Annotated in this window: 22 protein-coding genes; 20 read left to right on the top strand and 2 right to left on the bottom strand. The window is 48.3% G+C overall.

Features of this window, described 5'->3' with window-relative positions; translation table 11 throughout:
- Positions 1-38: 38 nt before the first annotated feature.
- The 19 genes from TJ79_RS16575 (at position 39) to TJ79_RS16485 (ending at position 21,506) form a co-directional block, all read left to right on the top strand.
- Complete coding sequence (locus TJ79_RS16575) at positions 39-3,428, top strand: tubulin-like doman-containing protein (RefSeq protein WP_040951454.1); 3,390 nt, start codon at positions 39-41, stop codon at positions 3,426-3,428.
- 74 nt (positions 3,429-3,502) lie between these two features.
- A complete protein-coding gene (locus TJ79_RS16570; protein WP_052339671.1) occupies positions 3,503-5,935 on the top strand; it encodes a hypothetical protein in 2,433 nt (810 codons plus the stop codon).
- A gap of 23 nt (positions 5,936-5,958) precedes the next feature.
- A complete protein-coding gene (locus tag TJ79_RS16565; protein WP_052339670.1) occupies positions 5,959-7,227 on the top strand; it encodes a vWA domain-containing protein in 1,269 nt (422 codons plus the stop codon).
- Positions 7,228-7,241: 14 nt separating this feature from the next.
- The gene (locus TJ79_RS16560) at positions 7,242-7,901 is read left to right on the top strand and encodes a hypothetical protein (RefSeq protein WP_052339669.1); all 660 of its coding nucleotides are present in this window, start codon (positions 7,242-7,244) and stop codon (positions 7,899-7,901) included.
- A 14-nt stretch (positions 7,902-7,915) separates the two neighbouring features.
- Positions 7,916-9,178: a TRAFAC clade GTPase domain-containing protein gene (locus TJ79_RS16555; RefSeq protein ID WP_040951453.1), complete on the top strand. Its 1,263-nt coding sequence runs from the start codon at positions 7,916-7,918 to the stop codon at positions 9,176-9,178.
- On the top strand, positions 9,178-11,913 hold the full coding sequence (locus TJ79_RS26070; protein ID WP_052339668.1) for a GAP1-N2 domain-containing protein: 2,736 nt from the start codon (positions 9,178-9,180) through the stop codon (positions 11,911-11,913). The genes TJ79_RS16555 and TJ79_RS26070 overlap by 1 nt, the downstream gene beginning before the upstream one ends.
- 108 nt (positions 11,914-12,021) lie before the next feature.
- Positions 12,022-12,774 (top strand): futalosine hydrolase, encoded by a 753-nt coding sequence (locus TJ79_RS16545; RefSeq protein WP_238323039.1) that lies wholly within the window; start codon positions 12,022-12,024, stop codon positions 12,772-12,774.
- 14 nt (positions 12,775-12,788) lie between these two features.
- Positions 12,789-13,622 (top strand): 1,4-dihydroxy-6-naphtoate synthase, encoded by an 834-nt coding sequence (locus TJ79_RS16540; protein ID WP_040951473.1) that lies wholly within the window; start codon positions 12,789-12,791, stop codon positions 13,620-13,622.
- Between the two features lie 87 nt (positions 13,623-13,709).
- Positions 13,710-14,150: a GNAT family N-acetyltransferase gene (locus tag TJ79_RS16535; protein ID WP_040951451.1), complete on the top strand. Its 441-nt coding sequence runs from the start codon at positions 13,710-13,712 to the stop codon at positions 14,148-14,150.
- Between the two features lie 345 nt (positions 14,151-14,495).
- Positions 14,496-15,116, top strand: coding sequence for a hypothetical protein (locus TJ79_RS16530; protein WP_040951450.1), 621 nt, complete (start codon positions 14,496-14,498; stop codon positions 15,114-15,116).
- 222 nt (positions 15,117-15,338) lie between these two features.
- Positions 15,339-15,752, top strand: coding sequence for an Imm7 family immunity protein (locus tag TJ79_RS26790; RefSeq protein ID WP_081756949.1), 414 nt, complete (start codon positions 15,339-15,341; stop codon positions 15,750-15,752).
- Positions 15,753-15,983: 231 nt separating this feature from the next.
- On the top strand, positions 15,984-16,538 hold the full coding sequence (locus TJ79_RS26065) for a GNAT family N-acetyltransferase (protein WP_052339667.1): 555 nt from the start codon (positions 15,984-15,986) through the stop codon (positions 16,536-16,538).
- A 253-nt stretch (positions 16,539-16,791) separates the two neighbouring features.
- Positions 16,792-17,250: an NUDIX hydrolase gene (locus TJ79_RS16515; protein ID WP_052339666.1), complete on the top strand. Its 459-nt coding sequence runs from the start codon at positions 16,792-16,794 to the stop codon at positions 17,248-17,250.
- 230 nt (positions 17,251-17,480) lie between these two features.
- The gene (locus tag TJ79_RS16510) at positions 17,481-17,780 is read left to right on the top strand and encodes a hypothetical protein (RefSeq protein WP_155987920.1); all 300 of its coding nucleotides are present in this window, start codon (positions 17,481-17,483) and stop codon (positions 17,778-17,780) included.
- A gap of 239 nt (positions 17,781-18,019) precedes the next feature.
- Positions 18,020-18,370, top strand: a complete 351-nt coding sequence (locus tag TJ79_RS16505; RefSeq protein WP_040951448.1) for a hypothetical protein — start codon at positions 18,020-18,022, stop codon at positions 18,368-18,370.
- 57 nt (positions 18,371-18,427) lie between these two features.
- Positions 18,428-18,838, top strand: coding sequence for an HIT family protein (locus TJ79_RS16500; RefSeq protein WP_040951447.1), 411 nt, complete (start codon positions 18,428-18,430; stop codon positions 18,836-18,838).
- Between the two features lie 109 nt (positions 18,839-18,947).
- A complete protein-coding gene (locus TJ79_RS16495) occupies positions 18,948-19,601 on the top strand; it encodes a uridine kinase family protein (RefSeq protein WP_040951446.1) in 654 nt (217 codons plus the stop codon).
- Between the two features lie 241 nt (positions 19,602-19,842).
- The gene (locus TJ79_RS16490) at positions 19,843-20,694 is read left to right on the top strand and encodes a phosphotransferase family protein (RefSeq protein WP_155987919.1); all 852 of its coding nucleotides are present in this window, start codon (positions 19,843-19,845) and stop codon (positions 20,692-20,694) included.
- A 20-nt stretch (positions 20,695-20,714) separates the two neighbouring features.
- Positions 20,715-21,506, top strand: a complete 792-nt coding sequence (locus tag TJ79_RS16485) for an aminoglycoside 6-adenylyltransferase (RefSeq protein WP_040951444.1) — start codon at positions 20,715-20,717, stop codon at positions 21,504-21,506.
- 36 nt (positions 21,507-21,542) lie between these two features.
- Here the strand turns inward: TJ79_RS16485 and TJ79_RS16480 are convergent, their stop codons facing one another.
- On the bottom strand, positions 21,543-21,974 hold the full coding sequence (locus tag TJ79_RS16480) for a GNAT family N-acetyltransferase (RefSeq protein ID WP_155987917.1): 432 nt from the start codon (positions 21,972-21,974) through the stop codon (positions 21,543-21,545).
- A gap of 73 nt (positions 21,975-22,047) precedes the next feature.
- The gene (locus TJ79_RS16475; RefSeq protein WP_040951442.1) at positions 22,048-22,794 is read right to left on the bottom strand and encodes an MBL fold metallo-hydrolase; all 747 of its coding nucleotides are present in this window, start codon (positions 22,792-22,794) and stop codon (positions 22,048-22,050) included.
- A gap of 206 nt (positions 22,795-23,000) precedes the next feature.
- Between TJ79_RS16475 and TJ79_RS16470 the strand changes: the two genes are divergently transcribed.
- A partial coding sequence (locus tag TJ79_RS16470; RefSeq protein ID WP_040951441.1) for a sugar phosphate nucleotidyltransferase occupies positions 23,001-23,691 on the top strand: 691 nt, incomplete at its 3' end.

The following is a 23,691-nucleotide window of genomic DNA, read 5'->3' as shown; positions in this document are numbered from 1 at the left end:
ATACCTATCGAACCTGTCTCTTGAGGAGGACTTTAATCATGAAAGCGATAGTCAGAGAGCATATCCAGCAGATGGACGTATCACTGGGCGGCGGAATTATTTCCGAGAAAATCCGGGTGGATACCATCGACAATCCGATGCTCGTCATCGGCTTGGGCGGCACCGGAATCGACGCCCTGCTTCGACTGAAGTACCAGATCAATCGGCGGTTCAAGCTTCCGAACGATCCCCTGTCCAAGAAAAAACGGGAGAAGCCCGATAACATCGAATATATCGGCTTTGAAACCAACGAAGGCGAACTGCAAAAAAAGTATAAAGGCATCGGTCTCGACCCTTTGACGGAATTCGTCCTATTGTCCAATGCGGAAATCGGCAGCCTGCTGCAAAACCGCAAGGTGTTGGAGCCCTACATAACGGAGTGGCTATCACCTGAGTTGCTAGTCACGGACGGCGTAGGCGGCGCATCAGGCAACCGGCAAACCGGGCGGCTTTTGCTGTTCACGAAGATTTTGCAGGTCGTGCAAACCATCGAGAAGAAAATCAAAACCCTCACCGAAGGCACCAACAAAAAGTTGATGGTATTCCTGCTCACCGGTCTTTCCGGCGGCACGGGCAGCGGCGGTTTCCTCGACATTGCCTACATCATCCGCGGGCTCATGGAACGCGAGTATGCGGAAGCCGGGGTCGACAAGGTCAGTATGCTGGGCTATCTGTTTATGCCGGACGTCAATTTGTCCAATAAGAGTCTGACGGACCACACCCGCGAATATATCAAGAAAAACGGCTATGCTGCCCTTAAGGAATTGGACTACTGGATGAACGCTGACGAGCGGGGCGAGCGGTTCCGCCAGCGCTACGGCAATGTGCTGACCGTCAATTCGCCGCTGCCGCCGTTCAATTTGGCCCATTTGATCTCCGCCACCAATCTGGATGGGAAGCTGTTGGAGAACGCCTACGATTATTGCATGAACGTAACCGCCGAGAACATCACGAATTTCATGGCGATGGAAGAGAAGCAGTCCGGCGAGGAATTCGCCATTCACGATTACATCAGCAATATCCGCAGCAACATCAATCAGATGGCGAAGCCGTATGCCGCCAATTACCAGTACAACATCATCGGCGCATCCTCCGCCGTACTGCCTATCGAAGAGATGACCACTTATCTGGCATACTGTCTATTCCAGAAGATGGAAACTATGTTCAAAGTCGGTCCAAGTCGGGAGGATGTGGAAAAATTCGCCCACAAACTGGGGATCGATCCCGACGCCATTCACCGTGAATTTTTGAAACGCGTTCCTGAGCCACTACCCGGTTATGAGAACAGCGAGCGGCTGAGCCATCAGAGCGTGATCAAGCTGCAGGTTGTCAATATGGACACCGAGCTGGAGATGAACTTCCTGAGCCGCGCCCGGGAAGAGTATATCAAGGCCAGAAGACAACTGCCCGGCGAACTGCTGGAACGCTTCATCGAGCAAATTGAGCGGGTATTCTTGAACCCCGAGCAAGGCCCCTTTTATGCGAACCGGATCATCTATACGGCGAAAGGCCCGTCTCTGCTTGCCCTTATCCAATCGTACATCGAAAGCTTAAAGGAAACACTGCACCGGATGCCTGATGACATCGAGGCTGCCAAAGATAACGCCGAGCAAAAACTGGGCGACGCCCGGGATGCGTTCATCTCCAAAGAGAAGCGGAAAAACCTGTATATCGATGCGAAAATTCAGGAGTATCAGCTATTATCCGACCGGGAACGCTTCGAGCAGATGATTGACTTTTACGAGGACTTGTACCGGGTTATCAACGAGCAGAACTCCCGGATTTACGAAGTGTTTGCCGAACTGCTGAACGCTCTGAACGTGATTTTTGAGAAAAACGGTGCCATCCTTGCACGAGGCGACGAGGACGTGGATCACCGGGGCAACCGGACGTACTATTGGAATATCGTCAACGTTCCCGATGTCGAGCGGGTCATTGGCAACATTTTGGACGAGAAAAACGTGCAGACATTGATCCGCGACTTTACGGCGGAATTGATGGCCCGCTCCAGCAGTTGGATTAAGGAAGCAGAAGTGGACATCGTCGGCTCCATCTCCGAGTTCATGACCGATCAGTTTGGCGATTTGATCACCAAGTCCATGGAAGATTTCCTGTTGATCAAATACGGCAAGGACGAATCCATCGAAAACATTATGGAACGGATCATCGCTAAGCGGCTGAACGAGGAGGCTGTGCCGGTCTTCCACTTGAGCAACAGCTCCGGCAGCTTCCATTTCCCGTCTTATGGGTTCGTTTCGGTCCCGGTTAAAGCGCCGAACATCTACAAAGGCATCAAAAATTTCGAGGCCCACGCTGTCGGAAATGCCCGCTTCACCGTGAAGGAAAGCGAGGTCAAGAACCGGATTTTCTGGCTGAACACGAAAAACGGGGTGCCGTTGTTCTCTTACGCACCACTTAAAAGCTATGAGGAAAGCTACGAGAAAACGATCCTGCAAGCCGAAGGCAACGGCCGCCATCTGGTACAATCGGAAAAGGTGAACTGGGTGAACCTGCCCTCGCCAATCCCGGAAATGTCCTGGGGCGACACTTACGAAAACGTGCGAGTAAAAGCCTATAACGCGGAAGTCCGCGGCGCCTTCGCGGAAGCGGAAAACTATCGCATCATCCGGGAAAAGAACGTCGACTCCCGGACCACCAGCCGCTTCGAGTGCGTATTCGGCGTTCCTTTCGATCCGGATGCCTTCGCCGCCCGATACAATATGCAGCTTGATCTGCCCAAGCCGAATCTTGGTGAGGTGAAGAAAGCCATCGCCGGTTTGAAGGAACTGCTGGCCGGAGGCTTGGAGAAGGAAACCGTACGGGATATTTTCAACAGCACAGACCGGGAACAGGCGATGGAAAGCTTGATCCGCTATCCGGATTTATTCGATTCGGTACGCAGGGAAAATGCGAAGTACGGCCGCATCGCGGCCGAGATCGCCCGCTATGAGCGGATTTTGGCGAAGTTCCAGGATGAGGAACACCTGCTGGGCCTGTTCATCGAAGCGATGTATACCGGCACCATCGTCAAAAAGGGCGCACAATACGTCTACGATGTCGACGCCGAAGAAGAAAGCTGGGAGCCATTCGTGAACTTGCTTCGGGCGAACAAGTTTACGGATTATGCCATCTATGATAAGCTGCGTTCTCTCGATCCGAAAAAAGCGGCTCAAGTCGAACGCAAGGCAGCCAAACGAAGCGAGAAGCTGACCTCCGATGAGAATATCACACCGCTCATCGCCCAATTGGAAAGCATGGTTGCCGCTTATCAGGAAGCGAAGGGTTCTCTTGATTATGACCGGGAAGAGTTGGTGAACGGTGAAGAGATGTACCGCTTTTACCGGCAGGCGGTTATCAAAGTAAACGACATGCTAAGCACATTACGATAAAACAATTCATGATTTCGTCTGTCGTAGTTCCATCCATGACAGATAGATCAGATAGGTTTGGGGGGAGGGATACCGTGAACGAAGGATTATGGACATTTGCCAATGAATACGACAGCGAGAGCGACGCGGCTCATGACCTGATCGACGAGCAGCGCAGCTTGTACCACCCGCTTGTCTTCCTGTTTATCGGAGACCAGTCGGCGGACGCTCTCCAGGCCGTTCACCGGGTCATGACCCGCAAATGCAGCAATAGCGACGGGATTCAATATTTGCATGTCTATGAAGAGACGACGCCAAGAGAAATGCCAAACGTAGAAACATTGGTGATTCCTCCATCCCGGCTGAACCGGAAAACGGTCCGGCCGGAAAGCCGCCGGCGTTTTTATCAGAGCGGAAAGCCCCTTGCCGAGTTGAACCGGCTTTTGCGTAAAATCGGCAACCGGGTTGCCGCGGCGGGAAGGCGCTTCGGTGATTTTCAACGGCTGCATCTGTCCGTCGTTACCCAAGCGGATGATCCGCTGAACGCGGTTCTGCCGGAAGTCGTCTTGCTCGCTAAAGCGATCCTCGGCGAAACCTTCAAGCATATTCAGTTGGAGCTTTACGCCTTGATCAAGGAAGGGGAGACCCGAGAGGATTTTGCTTACTCCTCCGCTCTCGGTTCCAGTTTCTTGACGGAGCTGGATGAATGGCAGAACCGCGAGTATCGGTTTCGCGCGCCGCTTCTGCTAACGGAGGATGGTTTCTCTCTTGAAGTGGAGCATTCGCCTTCTCCTTTATTCGACCTGGTGTATTTGCTCGGCGACAAGGACGAAAGCGGGCTGTTGGCCCAGGGCGGTTTGGAGTCGGCCTACAAAGCGATTTGCAGCCTGAACGTGCTGAAGAATCGGCGGACGATCCATGAGTTTGACCGTCAAACGGGAGTTTATAACAATCTTCAATATAAACAAAACATCACTTCTCCTGCTGTTCCCGACCGTGTCTATTCCAGTGCCGGATTCGCCGAGTTGAGAAGACCGAATGCGGCAATTGCACTGATCGTACTCAAAACCTTTTTCAAGGGGTATCTTGATCAACTGGAGGAGGGCAGCCGCGGAGAACGCCATGCTGTCGCCTCTCTGTTTGGACTCGATCGGGATTCGATAGAGCGGCGTGCGGCTTCCTATCTTCCGTCGGGAGACCAGCTCACGGAAATGTATTCGCTATTAGCCCGGAACATTTCCTTGGATTCCCTTAAACCCCTCACTTTACGGGAGGCGGAAGAGGCGCTGTACGGTGGCAACAGCCGGCAGTTTTTTGCCACGCAGTTTGAGGAACCGGCTTATCGGGCTGCAGCAGCGGTAAATTTGACCGATGAGCTGGAGAAGAGACTGCAGAGAGAATTGCGTCCGCCGCATTCCTTTTACACGGTCTATTTGTGGACGAAGCTGAAAAGCGGCAGCAGCTTATACGAGGAGCTTCATGTGCAAGCGGAGGAAACAGCCCGTTCCCTGGCGGACGCGCGGCAAGCGCTTGAGGATGCGTACGATGAAACCTGCGAGAGTCTGCACGGAGGGAGAAGCTTCCCGCTCTTCTCGCAAGGGGCGAAACGCAAAATGAACCGTGCGCTGCTGGAGCGAATTTACGGCATTCGCTATGACATTTTGTTTTTGGAGATCAAAAGCAAGCTTCTGAGTTTTGCGGAAACCGTACTGATGGAGCTGCATGAGCGATCAAGCCGCCAAGTGGATAAGCTGCGGCAATTGGATACGTCTCTCGATAATGCCTTCCACGAAATGATGGCAGAAACCCAAGACGAACTGGAGCGCAATTTACCGGAGTATTACGGCATGCAGGTGAAGCGTATCGTCCAGGAAATCGCCGCGCGCAGAGGACCGCTGTTTTATTTTGACTCGAATTATTTCGGCGATATGCCGGCATTGCCCACGACGAGTGAGGATGCCCTGCAAAACCGGCTCATTGCCATTTGCCGCCGGGACGTTTTTACCGACCCGGTGTTCGGACAGTCCTTTGAAGAGGAATTGCTTGAACGGGCCAATGTGATCGTCCGCTTTGAGGAGCGGCACTTGGTGCTTTCAAAGGAAGAATTGTTCCGGGATCTGTACGAACGGCTGGAGGATGGCGCGGCCATTCGCATTTCGTTGTTCCATTACACGCAAAAGCACCGGTACGAGGAAAAATATTTTTTTGGCGACTACGAAAGCGAGTTTATCCGTTTTGCCTTTCAGCGGGACCGCGAGATTCGCGCTTACCAGTTAGGCTGCGTCCATGAACGGAAGGCAAGCGGAATCGATAAGCTCAATATCATGGGCGGCTTTCGTCTAGACGACATGATGTATATGCGTACCGCCCGAAAGTACTATGAATCTTATAAGCAAAACGGCTTTGTCTTTCACGAGTCCGATATGAGGGATTATTTTTCGGAAACTTTACCGGGAGATCTATCGGCGGATTTACCGGAGGCTTTGCCGCATGTCTTGCCGGATGAAGCCGGAGAGCCGCAACGTTAACGTTTGTTTTGGAGGGATTAGCCATGTATCGCCGCAAATGGAGTGGATTACTTTTTCTCTTTAGTCTTGCCGGAGGAGCCGCAGGCTTTGCAGCGGGAGAGTTTCTGCTCAGTTGGCAGGAAGGGCGCATGCCCAATGTATTACTCATGGCCATCTATTTCGGTGTGCTCGGGCTTGCCATCGCCTTGATGAGCTTATGGGCGGAAACCCTTTCTCCGGTGTTGAATGGAAGAGGCTGGCGGCATCGTCATGCGGGAGCGGGCTGGAAGCTGCTGGTGCCTGCTTCCCTCGGTTTGCTTTTTGCTGCCGGGGCGCTGTTTCAATCCATTTACGGTCTTGGATTCGGCGGCTACAAGCCTGCCCAGGACATCGTTCTAGTCATCGATAAATCGGAAAGTATGCGAGACAACGATGCAAACCGGCAAAGTGCCCGCGGCGCCCAGCAGTTGATCGAACGGATGGAGACCGGCAATCGGGTGTCCATCGTCCTTTTCAACGAACGGGCAGAGCTGCTGCAGCCCTTCGTGGCGCTGAACTCTCAAGCAGATAAAGATCAGGTAATCGCACGCTTGGACAGTTATCCTTTTGAAGGGCAGACCAACATCGAACAAGCGCTGCAGCTGGGGCTTGATCAATTGAACGCTCTTTCGGACAGACGAACGAGTATGGTGATTCTCCTTTCCGACGGATACAGCGATGTGGACGTGCCGAAAACCGTCGCCTCCTTTAAGAGCGAAGGGATTCCTTTGCATACGGTGGGGATGAAAGGCACGGGAAGCGACGCCAGCAAGTTATTGAAGAGGCTGGCTGGCGGCACGGACGGCACCCTCCAACGGGTGGGACATGTAAAAGGCTTGACCGGAGCATTTACGAAAATCTACGATTTGAGCCGGGACTGGCACTTAACCGGTGAGCGCGTAGGCATGGGTGAATCGAGTTTGTACTATGCCATGCTCCGGGTGCTTTTTGTAGCGGGGTTAGGTGCGTTGATCGGTTTGGCCCTAGGGATTATTTTCAATAACCGCCATCTGGCCAAAAGCTTCATCATCGGCGGTGCAATCGCCGGAGCGGTATCCGGCTTCCTGCTGGAAAAGGGGTTGAACGCCGCAGTCAGTTCCAGTATTGTACGTTTCGTCGCGGATATCGTATTGGCCGCTATTTTGGCCGCGTCCACCATGATCGTGGCTGTAAAAGAGTCCAGCACGGATGCACCGTCATCCATCTACCGGAGAGGTAAATCGTCCGGCAGCGGTTACGGCTCGGCTCGTGGGGGCAGCGGCAGTTTTAAATAGAGGGGTTGAACGAAATGGAATGGACATGGAGCGGGGAAGCGCCGGCTGCTCTCCACATCTCCGGTGTCGACTGTCGGACTCAGGATGGAAGCAGCATACTCACCTGGGATTGGCCCGGCAGCTTGCGCTACGTCTTTCTGTACGGTTATGCGCCAGGTACGGGAGGCGTGGGAGCACAGCGGCTTCCGGAATCGGGAGCGGCAGGAATGAAGCTCTATACTAGAGAAGAATACAAAGCGAACGGCGGATTCCGGGAGCGGATCGATCGCATCGGATTTTACCGGTATATAATTTTTCCATGCGTCAGGCAGGAGGGCGAACTGCTTGTCTATCGTCAGACTGATGGAGAAAACGAAGTTGCTTTCAGCCTAGGCAAAGCGGTCATCCGTTGTTCCATCGAGTACAGTGGCGGCTGGCTGGGAAGGCGGCGTACGGCTCGCATGACCGTTTCCACCGAGGTGCCCGTGCCAAAGGAAACCCTATGTTACGTGAAAAAAGCGGGATCGCTTCCGCTTTCCATAGACGATGGCGTACGCTATCCACTGTTGTTTGATTTAAGTCCCGGGCGCAACCGGCTGCCGGATATCGAAATTGGCCGGGACGATTGCGTCAAGCTGTTTTTTACAGACGGCAAAGCTTATGGCGGGACATTCGACTTGATCCACGGTTCTTAAGGGGGACAAATGGCATGCTGAAAACGTTGAAAAATTTGCTACGCAAACCGCCGGTAAAAGTGCGGCCACCATTTTACGATATCGTGTGCGCCCATTGCTTCCACCGGTTCGAGCCGGAGGATGTGGTGTTCCGCGCCGCCCATTACAGCGAAACGGACCCGGATTTCGCCCTGCAGGAGGATCAGGCGTTGGACGAGTACCGGGCCAAGTTCAATCTGGACTCCGTCGGTGACGTAGAGGCGGTGATCAGTCCGCGGACGATTCCCGAGGAAAACAAAATCTATTCGGATAACGTCCTCGTCGGTATTACCGACCGCCACGGTATTTTAACCCGGCGCAGATTATGTCCGTATTGCCACAATGAACTGCCGATTCCGGCGGGGAAGGTGCCAAGCAACATCATTTCCATCGTCGGAGCCACCTCGGTAGGCAAATCTGTCTACATGACCTCCCTTATCCATACTCTTCAGCATGTGACGGCATCCAATTTTCACGCGGCTTGCATTCCAATGAATGCGGACATCAGCCGCCGCTTCCGTACCTATTACGAAGAACCGATTTTCGAGCAGGGCATGATGCTGGGCGCGACGCAAAAAATCGAAAAAATGGAACCCTTCATCTTCAACTTTGTGTTCAAGGATGAAACGCTGCCGCCGCTCACTCTGGCTTTTTTTGATGTGGCAGGGGAGGGAATGACGGACCGGAATTATCTGGACATCTATGCGGCACATATCAAAAATTCCGCCGGCATCCTTTTCATGGTTGATCCTCTGCAGATCAAAACCATCCGGGATCGGCTCATTGTCAGCCTGGGCGAGGAAACTGGCGATTTGGCGAACCGTCATGCGGAGCCGCGGGATGTGATCATCTCCATGTTCGAAAATTTCATCGGCCATCAAGAAAAGTCAAAAACGGACATCCCCACCGCCATCGTCCTGACCAAAAGCGATATGCTCAAGCATCTGCGGGAAGAGGATGGCGATTACATCGACACCAACAGCAACGTGTTCCGCAATGTGGTTCATTCCGAGTATTTGAACCTGCATGAGTTCACCAATATCGACGGGGAAATCCGCCGCTTCATTGAAAAAGTGGACCGTCCGTTCAAAGATGCTGTCGATGTTTATTTCAACAATACCGCCTATTTTGCCGTATCCGCTCTGGGCAGTAACCCGGTGAACAAGCAATTGGAGCGGGTAGTCACTCCGATTCGCGTAGATGAGCCCTTCGTTTGGCTTCTGCACAAGCTGGAGTACATCGAGGGGAGAGATCGTTAATGACCGGCGACAAGATCCAGCAGCAATATTACACCCGTGCCCGTGAAGGATTGTTTCAAAACGGGGAAGGTTTCGATACGGTAGCCAAGTCTCCCGGACTGGACAACGGGTTCATTAAAAAAACGCTCCATCCTTACTGTCTCTACATCGCCCCGCAAGAGCTGCTGCGACGGGGAGAGAAGGACCCTACCCGTTATCCCGCTGCTTTGACGGTTTTTTCCGCGGATTCCGGGGAACTGGTCATCGGCCGAAGCGTATTCGCAGGGCCGGATTATACCGGCCAACGGGACGTTATTTTCAGCCACAACTATGTCGTACCTCCTGAACGCCGCGATGAAATTTTGCTGAATCCCCCTGCGCTTTTCCGGATAAACAGCTTTCAGGCTTCGTATGATTCCTCCATGGGAAAAAGCTTGCCGGAGTTGGACGACCTGGATTATGGCAGCGGGTTTCACCCAGCGGCGCGGGACGAGCTTTTGCAGCGGTTAGGCATCGACGCGGAGCAGTTTCGCAGCTTGCTGGCGGCGGTTTTGACGGCGGTTGCCACCAAGAAAAAAGTGTTCATCATCCTTGATGCGGAGATATCGGAAAGCTCAGAGCTGGCATCCCGGCTGCTGGAGATTTTATACGACTGTCTGCCTTTGGAGGTTCGGCGTCACTTCGGCTTCGCCACCTACAACAACGAGCCCCAAGGACGGAAAAACATTGACGTCATGTTCGTGGAGAAAGGCAGCATTCGGCCCGGGGACCGCAGCATCGGCAAGGATATCAATTTCGATTTTCCCAACAACCGTTTTCCCGCAGGAGACATAGGCAAACAAGGTTGCTATCTGGATTTCGCGTGGGAGAACCGTAACAACTTGGACGCTCTCGCTTCCTTTTTCCAGTTCGCCGAGGAGGCGCTTGAGGGATGTACGTTGACGGACAAGCTCTCTCTTGATGTCTACAATCAGTTGGCCCAGTTGTACCGAATCAGCCGGGGGGAGCGGGAACGGTATACGGAGGATATGGGGGCCGTCATCGATAGTGCTCTTCACTGTCTACGGGTTGCGAATGCTCCGAAAAAACCGCAACTAGCCGAACTTTTGCTCGTTTTGATGCGGGATGAAGCGGCAAAGTTAGGCGGAAAGAAAGTCGTACCCGAGCATGGGGAAGAGGGAGGCACAGAAGCGAATATCGGTGTCTTGCCGATCCGAATGTTTAGCGGATTTGCCGAATTTTACGGGTTCGTGCCGGATGACCACAAGGCGGAGCTGTCGCTGGCATTGATCGCGTTTTTGGACCATGCTGTTCGGACGCTGGAAAATAGCGCTTTGTACGCCTATTTGGCGGAAGCGGGGGTGGCGTTGAAAAAGCAGCCTTTGCTGCAGAGGCAGGTATATGAGCGTATCGGGCTGGAGCCGCATTTTGCCGAATTGAACGAAGCTCTGCTGGCCGAACGTTTGATGAAGATAAAAGCGATCAATGATCTGCAGGAGGAGATCGCCTTTTGGACGGATCAATCGTTGGCATCCCTGGGTCAATCCTATGTGATTCGGCAATTTAGCGGGAAAGTGAAAAAACTGCTGGTAAAATCGGGTGAGCCGTACATAGCCGGAGGCAGTCTGTTCCGGTTGATCGAGCAGCTCTATAAGCGGTATCGGGGCGATAAAGGATTCGAGGATTTTTGCGATGCCATCGAATTTGAGACCGCCCGTTGCATTTTGGATATGATTGCTTTGCCTACAATGGATCTGTCCGATTTGCGCCAAGTGGATTACATACTCGTGGAAGACCGCCTGCAAACGGGAGTAGATTTGACGGATGATCAGGCGAAAAAGCTGACGCTGCTCCGCGCCGTCCGGGAAATCATCGCGACGAGAGGAGCGGCGGCGAGGGAATTGCTGGGCGGCGAACAAATGCCCCAAAACCTGGCACAACCCACTTTCGATTTTTCCGACTTGTCTGATCGGGAGATGAAAGAGGTTCAGAAGATCATCCGCCGCTTAATTAGCGGAAGGCTGACGTCCGAGCATTATATCAACACCGTCTTCACCTTTGCCGAATGGAACACGAGATGGCGGGGAATCGATTATCAGATGGCGTATCAGGAGTTGCTCCAATTCGTATACCGGGAGACCGAGGGACTCGAGGGCATGTGGGAGTTTCTTATCTGGACGTCCAACAGCCCGCTATTCAAGGACGAATCCGGCAAACGCATGCGGACGCCATACCGGAATGCGCTGCGCAAATTTTTCCGAGAGACGGAGCGGAAGGCCCTGCGAAAACGGGACATCTATGCCCAACTCACAGCACCGGAAGCGGGTAAAGAATTCCGCGAAATTATCAAGCAATTGCGTGATGAAACCGGCTTTCCGGTTTTTCGGATGGTGAGGCGTTATCGGCGGTTCTTGACGGTCCTTTCCATGACGGCAGTTCTGGTTTTCGTCTTGATCGCGATTATCGTTAAGTTGGCAGGTTCCGGCGATAAACCGGCGCAAACCGTCCCTTCCGGTTCTCCACTGACAAGCGGTTCGCCTGCAGCCGTTTCGCCAGGCAGCACATCGGGAGGCGTTACGGCAACGCCATCTGGTTCACCGGGTGATGTCGGTCAATCGCCGTCGCCGTCTCCTGGCTCTTCCAGCGCGGTATCGCCAACAGCAAAACCTGGGGCTTCGAACGCGGCAGCGAAATCTCCAAACCCGAAAGGGTCTAGTGCGGCAGCAAAATCGCCAAGCCCGAGCCCGAAACGATGAGGCTCAGTTGACTTTACAGAGGCTGTCCAATGGATTAGGATTAAAACAAGAGTAATCAGATGATAGAGGAAGACGACGAGCTACTGCTCTTGCCGTCTTCCTTTTTCCATGATCAATCGAGCTGCGGAATGCTTGGAGGACGTTCAGATGGAGATTATTGAAAAAGACGAAAGGTCGGCTGGCGGCAATATGGACGGTGCTGCGCTTTTGGGCAAGCGAATCTTGATCATGACGGCTGTCGAAGCCGAGCGAGCGGCTGTCTTGCGAGGATTGGCGGGGGCGACCGGATTTGACGTGGAGTTGGCCGGTGTCGGTCCTATTAGTGCAGCCGCGCGGACTGCCGCCTTTTTGGCGGCGTCTTCTGGAGAATATAGTCTGGTGATTAGCGCAGGAATCGGCGGTGGCATCGATCCCCGGGCGGAGATCGGCTCGGTAGTAGTCGCTTCTGAGGTTCGTTCCGCCGATCTCGGCGTGGAAACGGCTGAAGGCTTCCGCACTCTGGATCAAATGAATTTCGGTTCAAACCTGCTGCATCCGGATCAACGGATTGCTGCTCTTTTGGAGGAGCGGTTGCGGTCAGCGCGAATTGCCGTCATGACAGGACCGGTGCTGACCGTGTCTACGGCAACAGGAACGGTAGACACGGCGGCATCGCGATCCGCATTAGTGCCAAATGCGGCGGTTGAAGCGATGGAGGGCTATGGCGTAGCCTTTGCCGCCCAAGAAGCGGGGATTCCTTTTGCCGAAATCCGCTCCATCTCCAACCGAGTCGGTCCGAGAGATTTGTCTGCATGGAGAATGAAAGAAGCCTTTTCGGCTTTGGAAGCAGCTAGTTCAGTCTTACGGGAGGTTTTTTCATGAATACACACGAAACTTTGAAAATCGCTTTTTCGCCTTGTCCCAACGATACATTCGTTTTCCATGCTTTGGTACATGGATTGCTGCCGGATACGCCGAAGTTTGACGTGACCTACGCCGATATCGATATTACAAACAAACTATCTGTTTCAAGCGGAGAGGATTCTCTCGATATTTTGAAAATCTCCTATGCGGCGCTGCCCTACATCCATCCCGAATATGCTCTGTTGCCCTGCGGCGGCGCTTTAGGCAGAGGCTGCGGACCGTTGGTGCTGACACGCGATTCCCTTGCGCCTGCAGAGCTGACGGGTCGCCGTGTCGCGGTGCCAAGCGACCGTTCCACTGCCTATCTGCTGTTTCGGCTGTGGGCGGCCGGACATGTGCCGGGCGGACTTGGAGAAATCGTCGTCATGCCCTTCCACGAAATCATGCCAGCCGTTCGCGATGGTTTAATCGATGCCGGCCTTGTCATTCATGAGGCGCGGTTTACGTATCAAAATTATGGCCTTAACCTGCTGGCGGATATGGGAGAATGGTGGGAACAGGATACCGGGCTGCCCATTCCTTTGGGAGCGATCATCGCCCGCCGAACGCTGAATCTGGACGCTATAGCCGCATGGATTCGCGCTTCCGTCGAGTATGCGTGGGCGAATCCCGAGGTATCCCGGGCTTACGTGCTGGAGCACGCTCAAGAGATGGATCCGGCTGTTGCCGACCAGCATATCAACCTCTACGTCAATGAGTTTACAGCTAATCTTGGCGATGCCGGCTATGAAGCGATCACCTCCCTGCTCGACCGCGCGGCGGTGGAAGGTCTAGTACCGAAGCTTGATCTTTCGTATCTGCGATAAACGGGTGGTTTGAGGAGTTTGGGTAGTACGAGGAGTATTGAGGAGATTCGTTTTGTCTAATCGTTCCGTAATGGGGGAAGAGTAGCCATGATGTTACGAAATGTTCAAACTGAGGATGCCGCCGAAATCGCCCGATTATCCACTCAGCTCGGATATCCCGCCGATGAATCTGAGGTCTGTAGGCGCATAAGCTGGTTAATGGAAGATGGGGAAAATGCCGTTTTCGTAATGGAAGTAGATGGCAAACTGGCAGGATGGGTTCATGTTCAAGGTCGTCTTGCGCTGGAGTCCGCTCCTTTTGCTGAAATCGGCGGTTTGGTCGTAGATGACATCTGCCGGCGAATGGGAGTTGGACGGAAGCTGATAGATTCATGCGTAGAGTGGACGAAAGCAAAAGGTTATCGAACGCTTCGCGTCCGCTCCAACGGTTTGCGCACGGAGGCCCACCGGTTTTACGAAAGTTGCGGCTTCACCAATACGAAATGGCAGCAAGTTTTTCATATGAATTTTGAAGATGATCGCGGTTAAAGAGACAAGGCGTACCCATTCAGTCATGCTTTTTCGTTTCCCGTTTAGCGATAAATACTTCATCCTTTGATACGAAAACGATAATGCCTCTAAGAGGTGTGCGATACCTATAAGTAATAATATCCGAATGAAGTCCACTTATATTGTGGGCTTTTTTTATTTATCGGATCAAATTCGTAGCGCCAAATAGTATCTGGGAAAGGTTTGTTTCAGAGGATTATCCATAAAAAGGATATCTTACTAAATTCACGAATACATATTTATTGCGATTTTTATGAAGTTCACAAATAAGACGTTAGACGAAAGACTTGCAGAATAAAAAAACTAATAGACAGGGGTTTTTTAATGTACCTTCGTTTATTTCTATTAATAACAGCAACTTGGGTAGTCGGTAGAGTGTTTTTAATACTAGCACACTTTGAATTGTTATCACCTGTAAAAATCCCAGTTATTCAGTCTATTGGGATACACTTTCTTGTGTTTTTTGTAGGCATAATATTTATTAACAATTATATTGATAAGCATGGAACTGAAAAGCTGAAATATAGTTTATTAATACTATTTGGAATGATTGCAATATTCTTTTACTTCGATATAGGTAATAATTACGTTCAAGAATGGAAATCAAACAAGGAAATTCAAAAGGAAATTGAATTGCAAGCAAGTACAGAGAGTTACTATAAAGATAAACTTGATAAACCATATATATTTAATGAATATATTTGGTATTCTACAAAACGAACATTTTATGTCTTTGAAAAAAATGGAGGAGTTAGCAAAGAAGATATAGAGTACATAATAAACATCATAAAACCATTAGATAATCAAGACATTTCAATTCAACTGATAAGTCAAACAACGCCTTATCAGATAGTGATGAGCTATACAAACGAAAAAGTGTTAATAGGTTGCACAAATCCACCTTTTAATAACTTAGATAAAATAAATATTTGTGTTGAAGATTAATTCGAAGAAGGCAGATACTTCATATAATACCATATTCACGCATCGCAGCCTGTTGGCTGCTCGGTCAGCCCGAGGCATTTCGTGGAAGCTGGATCAGGCGGACAACCCTGTGAACCTAACCGCATCGCGGCCGCCCGTTGGGGCTTAAGGTCCTCGGGCTCGTGTATACGAGAGACGTATGAAAGATGTCGAAGAGCTCATAAAAATCTAAAGGAGCAAGCTATGTTCCAGTTTAACGGTTGGGTTGTTTTAAGATATCACACACATGATAATGATCAAGTAAAGCAAGAAAACTCTATTAAGATGCTTACTAATTATATTTCAAAAGTAGATACTGAGAAGCTTGTTTTTTTGCGACAACGAAATGGACTAGATTCACTATGTATCTCAGGAATACATAATCATCGAAGTGAATATGTCATTGAACTTTTTCAAAAGATCGGTGAAATAATGCCTGGATCATATGGATTACTTTATATTCAAGACGATGAAGACATCAGTAAATTGCACGATAATTCAAATTGTTTTGTTGTATGGAAGTTAGTTCGTGGGAATCTATCTCGGGAACAAGATGTATATTTGTCTCCTGTAATGCCGAATGTGGAAGATCCTTTTGATGAAAACAGGAATGATTAGTTTTGGGGTAAGTTAAGAAGCACCATCCTTCATAGACCGTATTCACGCTACGGAGCTAACGCTCCCTGTTCTGCCCAAAGATTTTCGTGAAGAAGACCCTGCGAGGCTAAGTGGCGAAGCCACCCGGCGCTGATGCACCTTAAGCTTCTCGGGTTCGCGAATACAACAACGTTAGGTGAAATAGTCGTAAAACTATAACAAAAAATAATATTTCGGGGGGGGTTCCTCAAAATGATTGTGGAATCCGAAAGGCTTATACTAAAAAACTACAGTTCTAGTGACATTGAGAATCTTATTATGCTAAGGTCTGAGCCATTGGTTTGGAGATATTCTGACAAAACTGTTGTAAAGGACATTTCAGAAGTGGAACAAACACTGGAAATCATTTTAAGTAATTACAACAATAATAAATGTGAATTTCAAGCTCTTTTCTTAAAGGATACTGATGAATATATTGGTGAAGCCGGGCTATTGTCATATAATCCGAGATGCAAAAGGGGAGTTATTGGCTACAATCTTCATCCAAAGTATTGGGGCTTCGGATACGCAACAGAAATCACAAAAGCTTTAGTACGTTACTTATATGAATATCTAATGTTAGAACGAATTGAGGCACTTACAGCAGAGTGCAACCACGCATCAAGAAAGGTATTGGAGAAATCGGGATTTGTTCAAGAAGGAAATCTTAGAAACTTTGCATATATTGATAATCAATTTTTGAACGTTATCTTGTATGGAATGATTAGACAAGATTATATGAATGCAACGAATACAAGCAGGATTTAAGGCAATTTGGAATTAAGTGTTGCTAAACCTAACACCGCATTCCCGCTGCAGACCTGTCGGCCCTTGGTCACCAGAAGTTTTTCGAAGAAGGGGAATCAGGTGACACACCTGCAAGGCTAAGTGGTGGAGCCACCCGGTTCGGGTTGATCGCTGCGCTCGGATCAACGCGAGAACCTTAAGCCTTTCGGCGTCGGGAATACAAAAACGTTATGCGAAAGTGCGAAGAAATTTATTTAAGAAATATGGTGATTAGTTGAGCACTCATGGTTCTTTTACAATTATTTTAAGTGAATCAGGGGATAAGTTCTTACTGGTGAAGAGAAGAGATTTCCCTTTCTGGGATTTGCCTGGAGGGAGAAAAGAGAAACATGAATCTGATATTGAGTGTGCTATTAGGGAAGTTAAAGAAGAAACAGGTCTTGAAATACGGATATTAAATAAAATTGGTCAATATGAAAGACCATTTTATTACGACATTCAAAACTTATTTTTCGGAGAAATAACAGGAGGGGAATTGATAAATACTGGTCCAGAGACAGCTGAGTTAAGATGGTTTATTCCGAAAAAGCTGCCAATGTTAATGGTCCCAAATAGAAGAATGCAAATAAATCATTTTATTAGCGGGCAGAAGAACCTAACTGTTACGATTAATGACTCAAAGCTGATATTTAGAATTAGTAGAACACTAAAACGAAGAAGGAAGTTAACTTAATGTAAGTAACTCAGGGCACCTTCGCATAACACCGTACGTGGTCTGCCAGAGGTTTTTCGGGGAAGTGGGCTCAGGCAGACAATCCTGCAAGGCTAAGTGGCGGAGCCACCCGCAATAAGTTGCCTTAAGCCTCTCGGGCTCATGAATACAAAAATGTTATCTGAAATCGAAGTATAAAATATAAGGAAGTGATGTCATTGAAGCGAATTTTTATATTGTTCATTTTGTGCATGTTATTTACATCATGTACTAAATATTCTGAAGGCAAAGATACAGTTCTATCTATAGGTGATGGATCTATTCAAATTCTGAAGAGTGGGGAATCTAAGAATTTATACGATTTAAAGAAAAAACAAAATATAGAAACTGGAGTAAAAAACTATTTAATTCATAAAAACATTCTGTATATTATTGGAGAGCATGGATTTACGAAAGTAAATATTAAGAATCATACATTCCAACAGGATAATCGAATTTCAATATTTCAAGAGAAGGATGTTGAAGCATTTACTAGTATTTCGAGCCAGTAGGAGATTAATATTAAGTTTTTCGGGAAGCCCTCGACATCAGATAACACCACATTCCCGCTTCCGGCCCTCAATCTGCCCGAGGTTTTTCAGGAAAGTGGAATCAGGCAGACAATTCTGCGAGGCTAAGTGGCGGAGTCACCCGGTCGCTGGCGCGACCTTAAGCCTCTCGGATTCGGGGATACAAGAACGTTATCTATAATTTCATTAAACAATCATAAAAGAAAAAGGAGAAAATGCTCATGTTCAATTGGTTCAGGAAAAACGACAAAAGCAAATCGCCAGATTTTAGTACCATTGAATCTATAGATTCTGCAATAGGACAATATAAAAATGGAAACTTAGCTAAGATGTATTTATTTCCATTGGAGTTTGGTGGAGTTGATGATGCAAGTAATGTTTTATACGCTCCACATTTCGCAGTAGATATGAAACAAAGTTTTGATCGAATTGTTATGAAGTTACTTGAAGATGGGTTCAAAATAAAATATTCCGGAACACCTAACTATAAAGGGAATAGCTTTGTTCCTTCTTCACTTGTTTTAAAGGTAAGTGGTGACCGTACATTTGAAGAGATAATTAACATTTGGTAAGTCGCCCCATACGGACCTCGGTATCGGTTATTATGTTATTTATTTTGGGGGGTTAAGATGGATACAAATATTAATTGTAAGTGTTGTAATTACCACAAAAATTTTCAGCATGTTTTATTTGAGAATGATTCAGTTGTCTGCGTCGCTGATGATAATAATATATTAATAGGGGCATGTTATATAATACCGAAAGCACATAAAGAAACACCATTTGATTTATCAGAAAGGGAATGGATAGATACAAAAAAACTGATTGATATAACCAAAACTTATTTGGACACAAAATATAAGCCAGATGGTTATAATCTTGGTTGGAATATCGGGGAAGTAGGCGGTCAGTTTGTTTATCATTCTCATTTACATGTTGTACCGAGATACAAAGATGAACCGTTTGCCGGTAAGGGAATAAGGCATTGGCTTATGCAAGAAGAAAATAGACGTATAAATAACCTAAAGACTCCTAGATAATTATTTTGGTAGTACTTGACATCCATAATTTCCATGTTATGATGTTCACCAATAAGAGCGGACCTCAACCGAGGTCTGCTCTTAAATTTTTATATGGGAGAAGATGTAGATGCAAAAACCTTTCGTAGTTGCAGTTAGTGGTTATTCCGGATCAGGAAAGAGTAAGTTAGTTATTGAATTAGCTAAAGTGCTGGCGAATTCCGTACCATTGTTTTTCGATGATTACGCATCAAGAAAAGACTTTCCAGAAAGTATTGCAGATTGGATTCACAGCGGCGGAAATCCCAATGATATTAAAACGCCATTGCTTAGAGAGCATTTAATCTGTCTCATAAATGGTGAATCCGTAATCGTAGACAAGAAGATCGGGTGGGCAGAAGAGTACGGAATTGTGAAACTAAAAGAAGAAATAGAATTAAAACCAGGCAAGATCATATTACTTGAAGAACCTTTTGGAAAACAAAGAGAGGAGGTAGCGGACCTCATCGATTTCGTCATATATTTGGATATTAGTCCTGAACTATCTCTTGGAAGAAGAATTTATGATCTGATAAAGAACTTAAAGCATGATCCAGAAGCTTTGTTAAGCTTGCTGGATCATTTTTTATCGGATTATTTATATGGAGGTGTCAGGGAGATGTATTTACTCAATGGAATCCGGGTAAAGGATAAAGCGGAACTCATAATTGATGCGAACCAAGAAATACACGACGTGGTCGAGCAAGCTAAAAGAGAATTACTTAAAAAAATGAGAAACGCATAAATACGGATTTAACAACGTTAATGGATATGTCCTGGGTATTCATTCTCCAATAACGCGTGCGTTCCCCCTTTCGAGCAGATCAAAATCAGATTTGAGCTGCGATTTCAAGGAAGGGGAGACGCCGCCTTCCATTCGTACGCTGGCCAAGGAATTGATCATTTCGATGACCGGCCGATGACGATTTGGTGCATAAATCAATGATTAAAAGGAACCGATACTAGGTTAGGCGAATTTACTCTATTTGCTGGAGATTTTAGCCATTGCCTTGCGAGTAGGTGACTCTTTTCTAATAACAGTAGAGGTGCATGCCATGACCATTCATGATCTGCCTGAGGGGATCGTAGAGCATACCGGAGAAATCACAAGCCTCTCTTTTCCCCGACAAGGCCAGACCTCGGTCGTCGCTATTCTTGAAACTGCCGGACAAAAGTATGTGGTGAAAAAGACGGAAAACGAGCTATATAATCGCTGGTTGGCGGCAGAATACGATGCACTTGTGATTCTTTCCCAAACAGGATTGCCCGTCCCAAAAGTGTATGGCTATCATGCAGAGAGAAATACGCGCTGGCTCCTAATGGATTATATCGACGGGGTGAGCTTGCGAGCATTTTTATCCGGAAGACAGACAACCAAAGCTAGGGAAAGGGCAATTGCAAACTTTGGTCTCGCCTTGCGGAACATTCATGACTGCCCATGTCCACTTGAGTTGGCCGGGAACAGTCAATCTTGGCTGGATGCCATGCTGCTCAAAGCTGAATACAACTTAACCCATAATAAGGTGGACGGTTCTGCCGAACTTCTCGCGCAATTGAAGTGGCATCGGCCTGCCCCCATAGGCAATACCTTGATTCATGGCGATTTTACAATTGATAACGTCTTGGTGGACAGCGGAGGTAATATCGCGGGGATTATCGACTGGGCTGGAGCGGCATTCGGGGATCCCAGGTATGATGCGGCGTTAGCAATCCGTCCGAAACCTTACGCTTTCGATAACGAGAGGGACAAAGAGGTTTTTATCGATGCGTATGGCAAATTAACTCTATCGGATGAAGAATATCGTTATTTTGCGGATGGGGTCTATGAGTTTTTCTGATGAATCGGAGTGAACGATACATGTACACGGGTGAAGATAGGCAACTGCTCCTTGATGAATTGGTCAGTTTCGCGTATGAACAAAAGGAGATCGTCGGATTTCTATTGGTGGGCTCCGGTTCATTGGGGTTTCGGGATAAGTTTTCCGATCTCGACGTCCTTTTAGTGATTGAAGAATCGGATCAGGCGGAGGAAATCAACAAGATTTTTATCAAGTATTTGGAAAGCAACAAAACCGTATTGAGGCACAAGACGTATCGACATGAAGAGGATATATTCGTAACGTGTTTTTTCATGGGGGATTACCTTAACCTGGACCTGGGGATTTGGTCTCTAAAAAAGCTGCGTGCAACGAAGCCAAATTGGATTGTCAAATTTGATAAAACAGGCGGCATTGAGAAACGATTGTCCCAATCATTGGCTTCCCATGTTCCCGCGGTTATTCAAGAAGTTGTCCATGATTCAATCAGCAGCTTTTGGCAATTCGTTCAAAACGCCGTTGTTGCCGTTAATCGCCGATCCTACATAAAAGCAATAAAGGATATGGAGAATATTAGGGACCATATTATCAAAATCATCTGCGTCTCGAATCAGATTGATCACGACTATTTGAAATCGATCGATGCTTTGGATGATCCGTATGCAAAAAGATTGCAAAAAACATACGAAGTAACCATGAACAAGGAAAGCTTAAGCAAAGCCTTGTATGATCTTGTTATTTTGTATTTTGATGTCATTATCAATGATAAACGGAGTCCGGAAATCGATACCTATAAAACGGAGCTTTTGAGCTATATCGAAGAATCGTGTTAATCCGCTAATCCGCATGGGATGGGTCTTATCGGACATTCACTTTGTCTGAAAAAAAAAGGCGACATCATCTTCGTGGGAAGCTTCCCCTCCAACGGATTCATAGAGGGCACATGCCGCTGTGTTGGATTTTTGCGAAAATAAAAAGAAACGGCATATCCCGGAGAGCGTGCAAAGCTCTTTCATCCGGGTCAGCATCTCCCTGCCGATTCCTTGCCGCTGATACTCAGGGAGTACGCCAACTTCATGAATGTAAAGCATGTTGCCGATATCATTGAGTCGGTTCAGTTCATATCCGTAAGCAAAACCGATGATCCGCTCATCTTCAATGCAAGCAAACAGCCAGTTGCTGGGATTTGAGAGGAACTGCCGCGCGTTGTCGACGCAGATGAAGCCGCTGCGGAAATCCTGTTCCATTCGCAGCACCAGGTGGAGATCACTTAAGCTAAGTTTTTTATAAACACGTTTCATATCCTTTGCCTCCAAAAAAAGATAGCTGCAGCTTGAGTCCCTTCGGATCAAAGCCGCAGCTTTTTGCACGTCGTTATTCCCCGGCTAGTTCAGCGATCCTTTTGTTGCAATCGCCTGTAAAACTGCCGCCGTGATAGCAGATGACGCGGTCTATCTCATACTTGCTCAGCCGCTTTAGCGAATGGAGCGCCATATCAAAGTCCCAACAATTGGCGGGAGTGGGCTCGCAAAGGTCGCCATTCTCCACGTTCAAGGCGTCTCCGGCGATGAGAGTTTTGCTGGCCCGATGATACAAGCTGATGTGGCCGGGCGTATGTCCGGGGGTGCCGATAATGTTGATTCCGCCGCAATAAGGAAGCTCCTCTTCATCGGAAACCGTGGCATTCACCGGGGCTTTCGGCGGGTTTTCCAGAGCATGCTTGAAAGCTGCCCGCATGGCCTCGGGTACTTGAGGAGGCAAAGAGGCGACGGCTTGGGCGATGGCCTCAGGCGTCACTTTCACCAGCATCCGTTCACCTTCGATATACGGTTTTTCAATAGGGTCGGCGATAACATCGGCGGACGGACACTCCTGCAGAAGAGCAGGAAGGCCGCCTATATGGTCAATGTCTTGGTGTGTTATGATAACTTTGTTCAGTTTTTCCAGGGGTAAGCCGGTTTTCATGATTTCTGCCTGCAAAAGGGGATATTGGCCCGGGTAGGACGTGTCGACGAGAATCATATCGGATTCATCCCAAATGAGCGTAGGATGGATCGATTGGGTTTTACCCATTACAGTGGCGGAGATATCCAGCATTTGAATCCCTGAGGGAGATGTCATCATTATTCCTCCTGTCATGTTATACCAACCTGTCAGCCTTGTCTCGTGGCCGATGGCAGAACTATAATAACAGATGGAGAAAATCTAGTAAATACACGAAACATATTATTATATCACAAAAATATTTATTTGTCAATAGTTCATTTTGTCCAATCCGCTTGTCCAGCAAGCATTCGAAACGTAAAGGCACCCAAAAGGAGAATCATATGAAAGCCATCATTTTGGCCGCGGGCTATGCTACAAGGTTGTATCCATTGACGTTGAACCAGCCGAAATCGTTATTGCCTATAGAAGGAAGCAAAACCATTCTGGATTTTATCATGGAGAAGCTTGATACGGTGGATGAGGTGAGTGAAGTGCTCCTCGTTTGCAACGACAAGTTTTATCCGAATTTTTCGGAATGGCTGGATAACCGGCGCAGCAGTTTCTCGGGCAAACCGGTCCGCATCTTGAATGACGGGACACTATCGTTGGAAACCCGTCTTGGAGCCATCGGCGATATGCAATTTGCCATTGAGAAAGATCAGATTCAAGAGGATATCATGGTGCTGGCCGGCGACAATTTCTTTACTTTTGATTTGAATGCGTATGTTCGTTTCTTTTATGAGCAGGACAGAGACTGCATTTTGGTGCAGCGTTTGGATAGCCGTGAGGAGCTGCAGAGAGTGGGCGTAGTGGAGCTGGATGAAACAGGTCTCGTTTGTTCCTTTGAGGAAAAGCCTGCAAATCCGAAGTCGGATATCGGAGTATTCGCGCTCTACCTTTACAAAAAAACGACTCTCGGGCTCATCGGCGAGTATTTGCAAGAGGGGGGCAATCCTGACGCGCCCAGTTATTTTCCGGAGTGGCTGTATCGCCGCAACGCGATTATGGCATATTTTGCGGATGGTATGATCT

The sequence above is a fragment of the Gorillibacterium massiliense genome (genome assembly GCF_000455485.1).
GTDB classification, from domain to species: domain Bacteria; phylum Bacillota; class Bacilli; order Paenibacillales; family NBRC-103111; genus Gorillibacterium; species Gorillibacterium massiliense.
The sequence above is the reverse complement of the archived record's forward strand: the minus strand, read 5'-3'. Positions and strand labels throughout refer to the sequence as shown.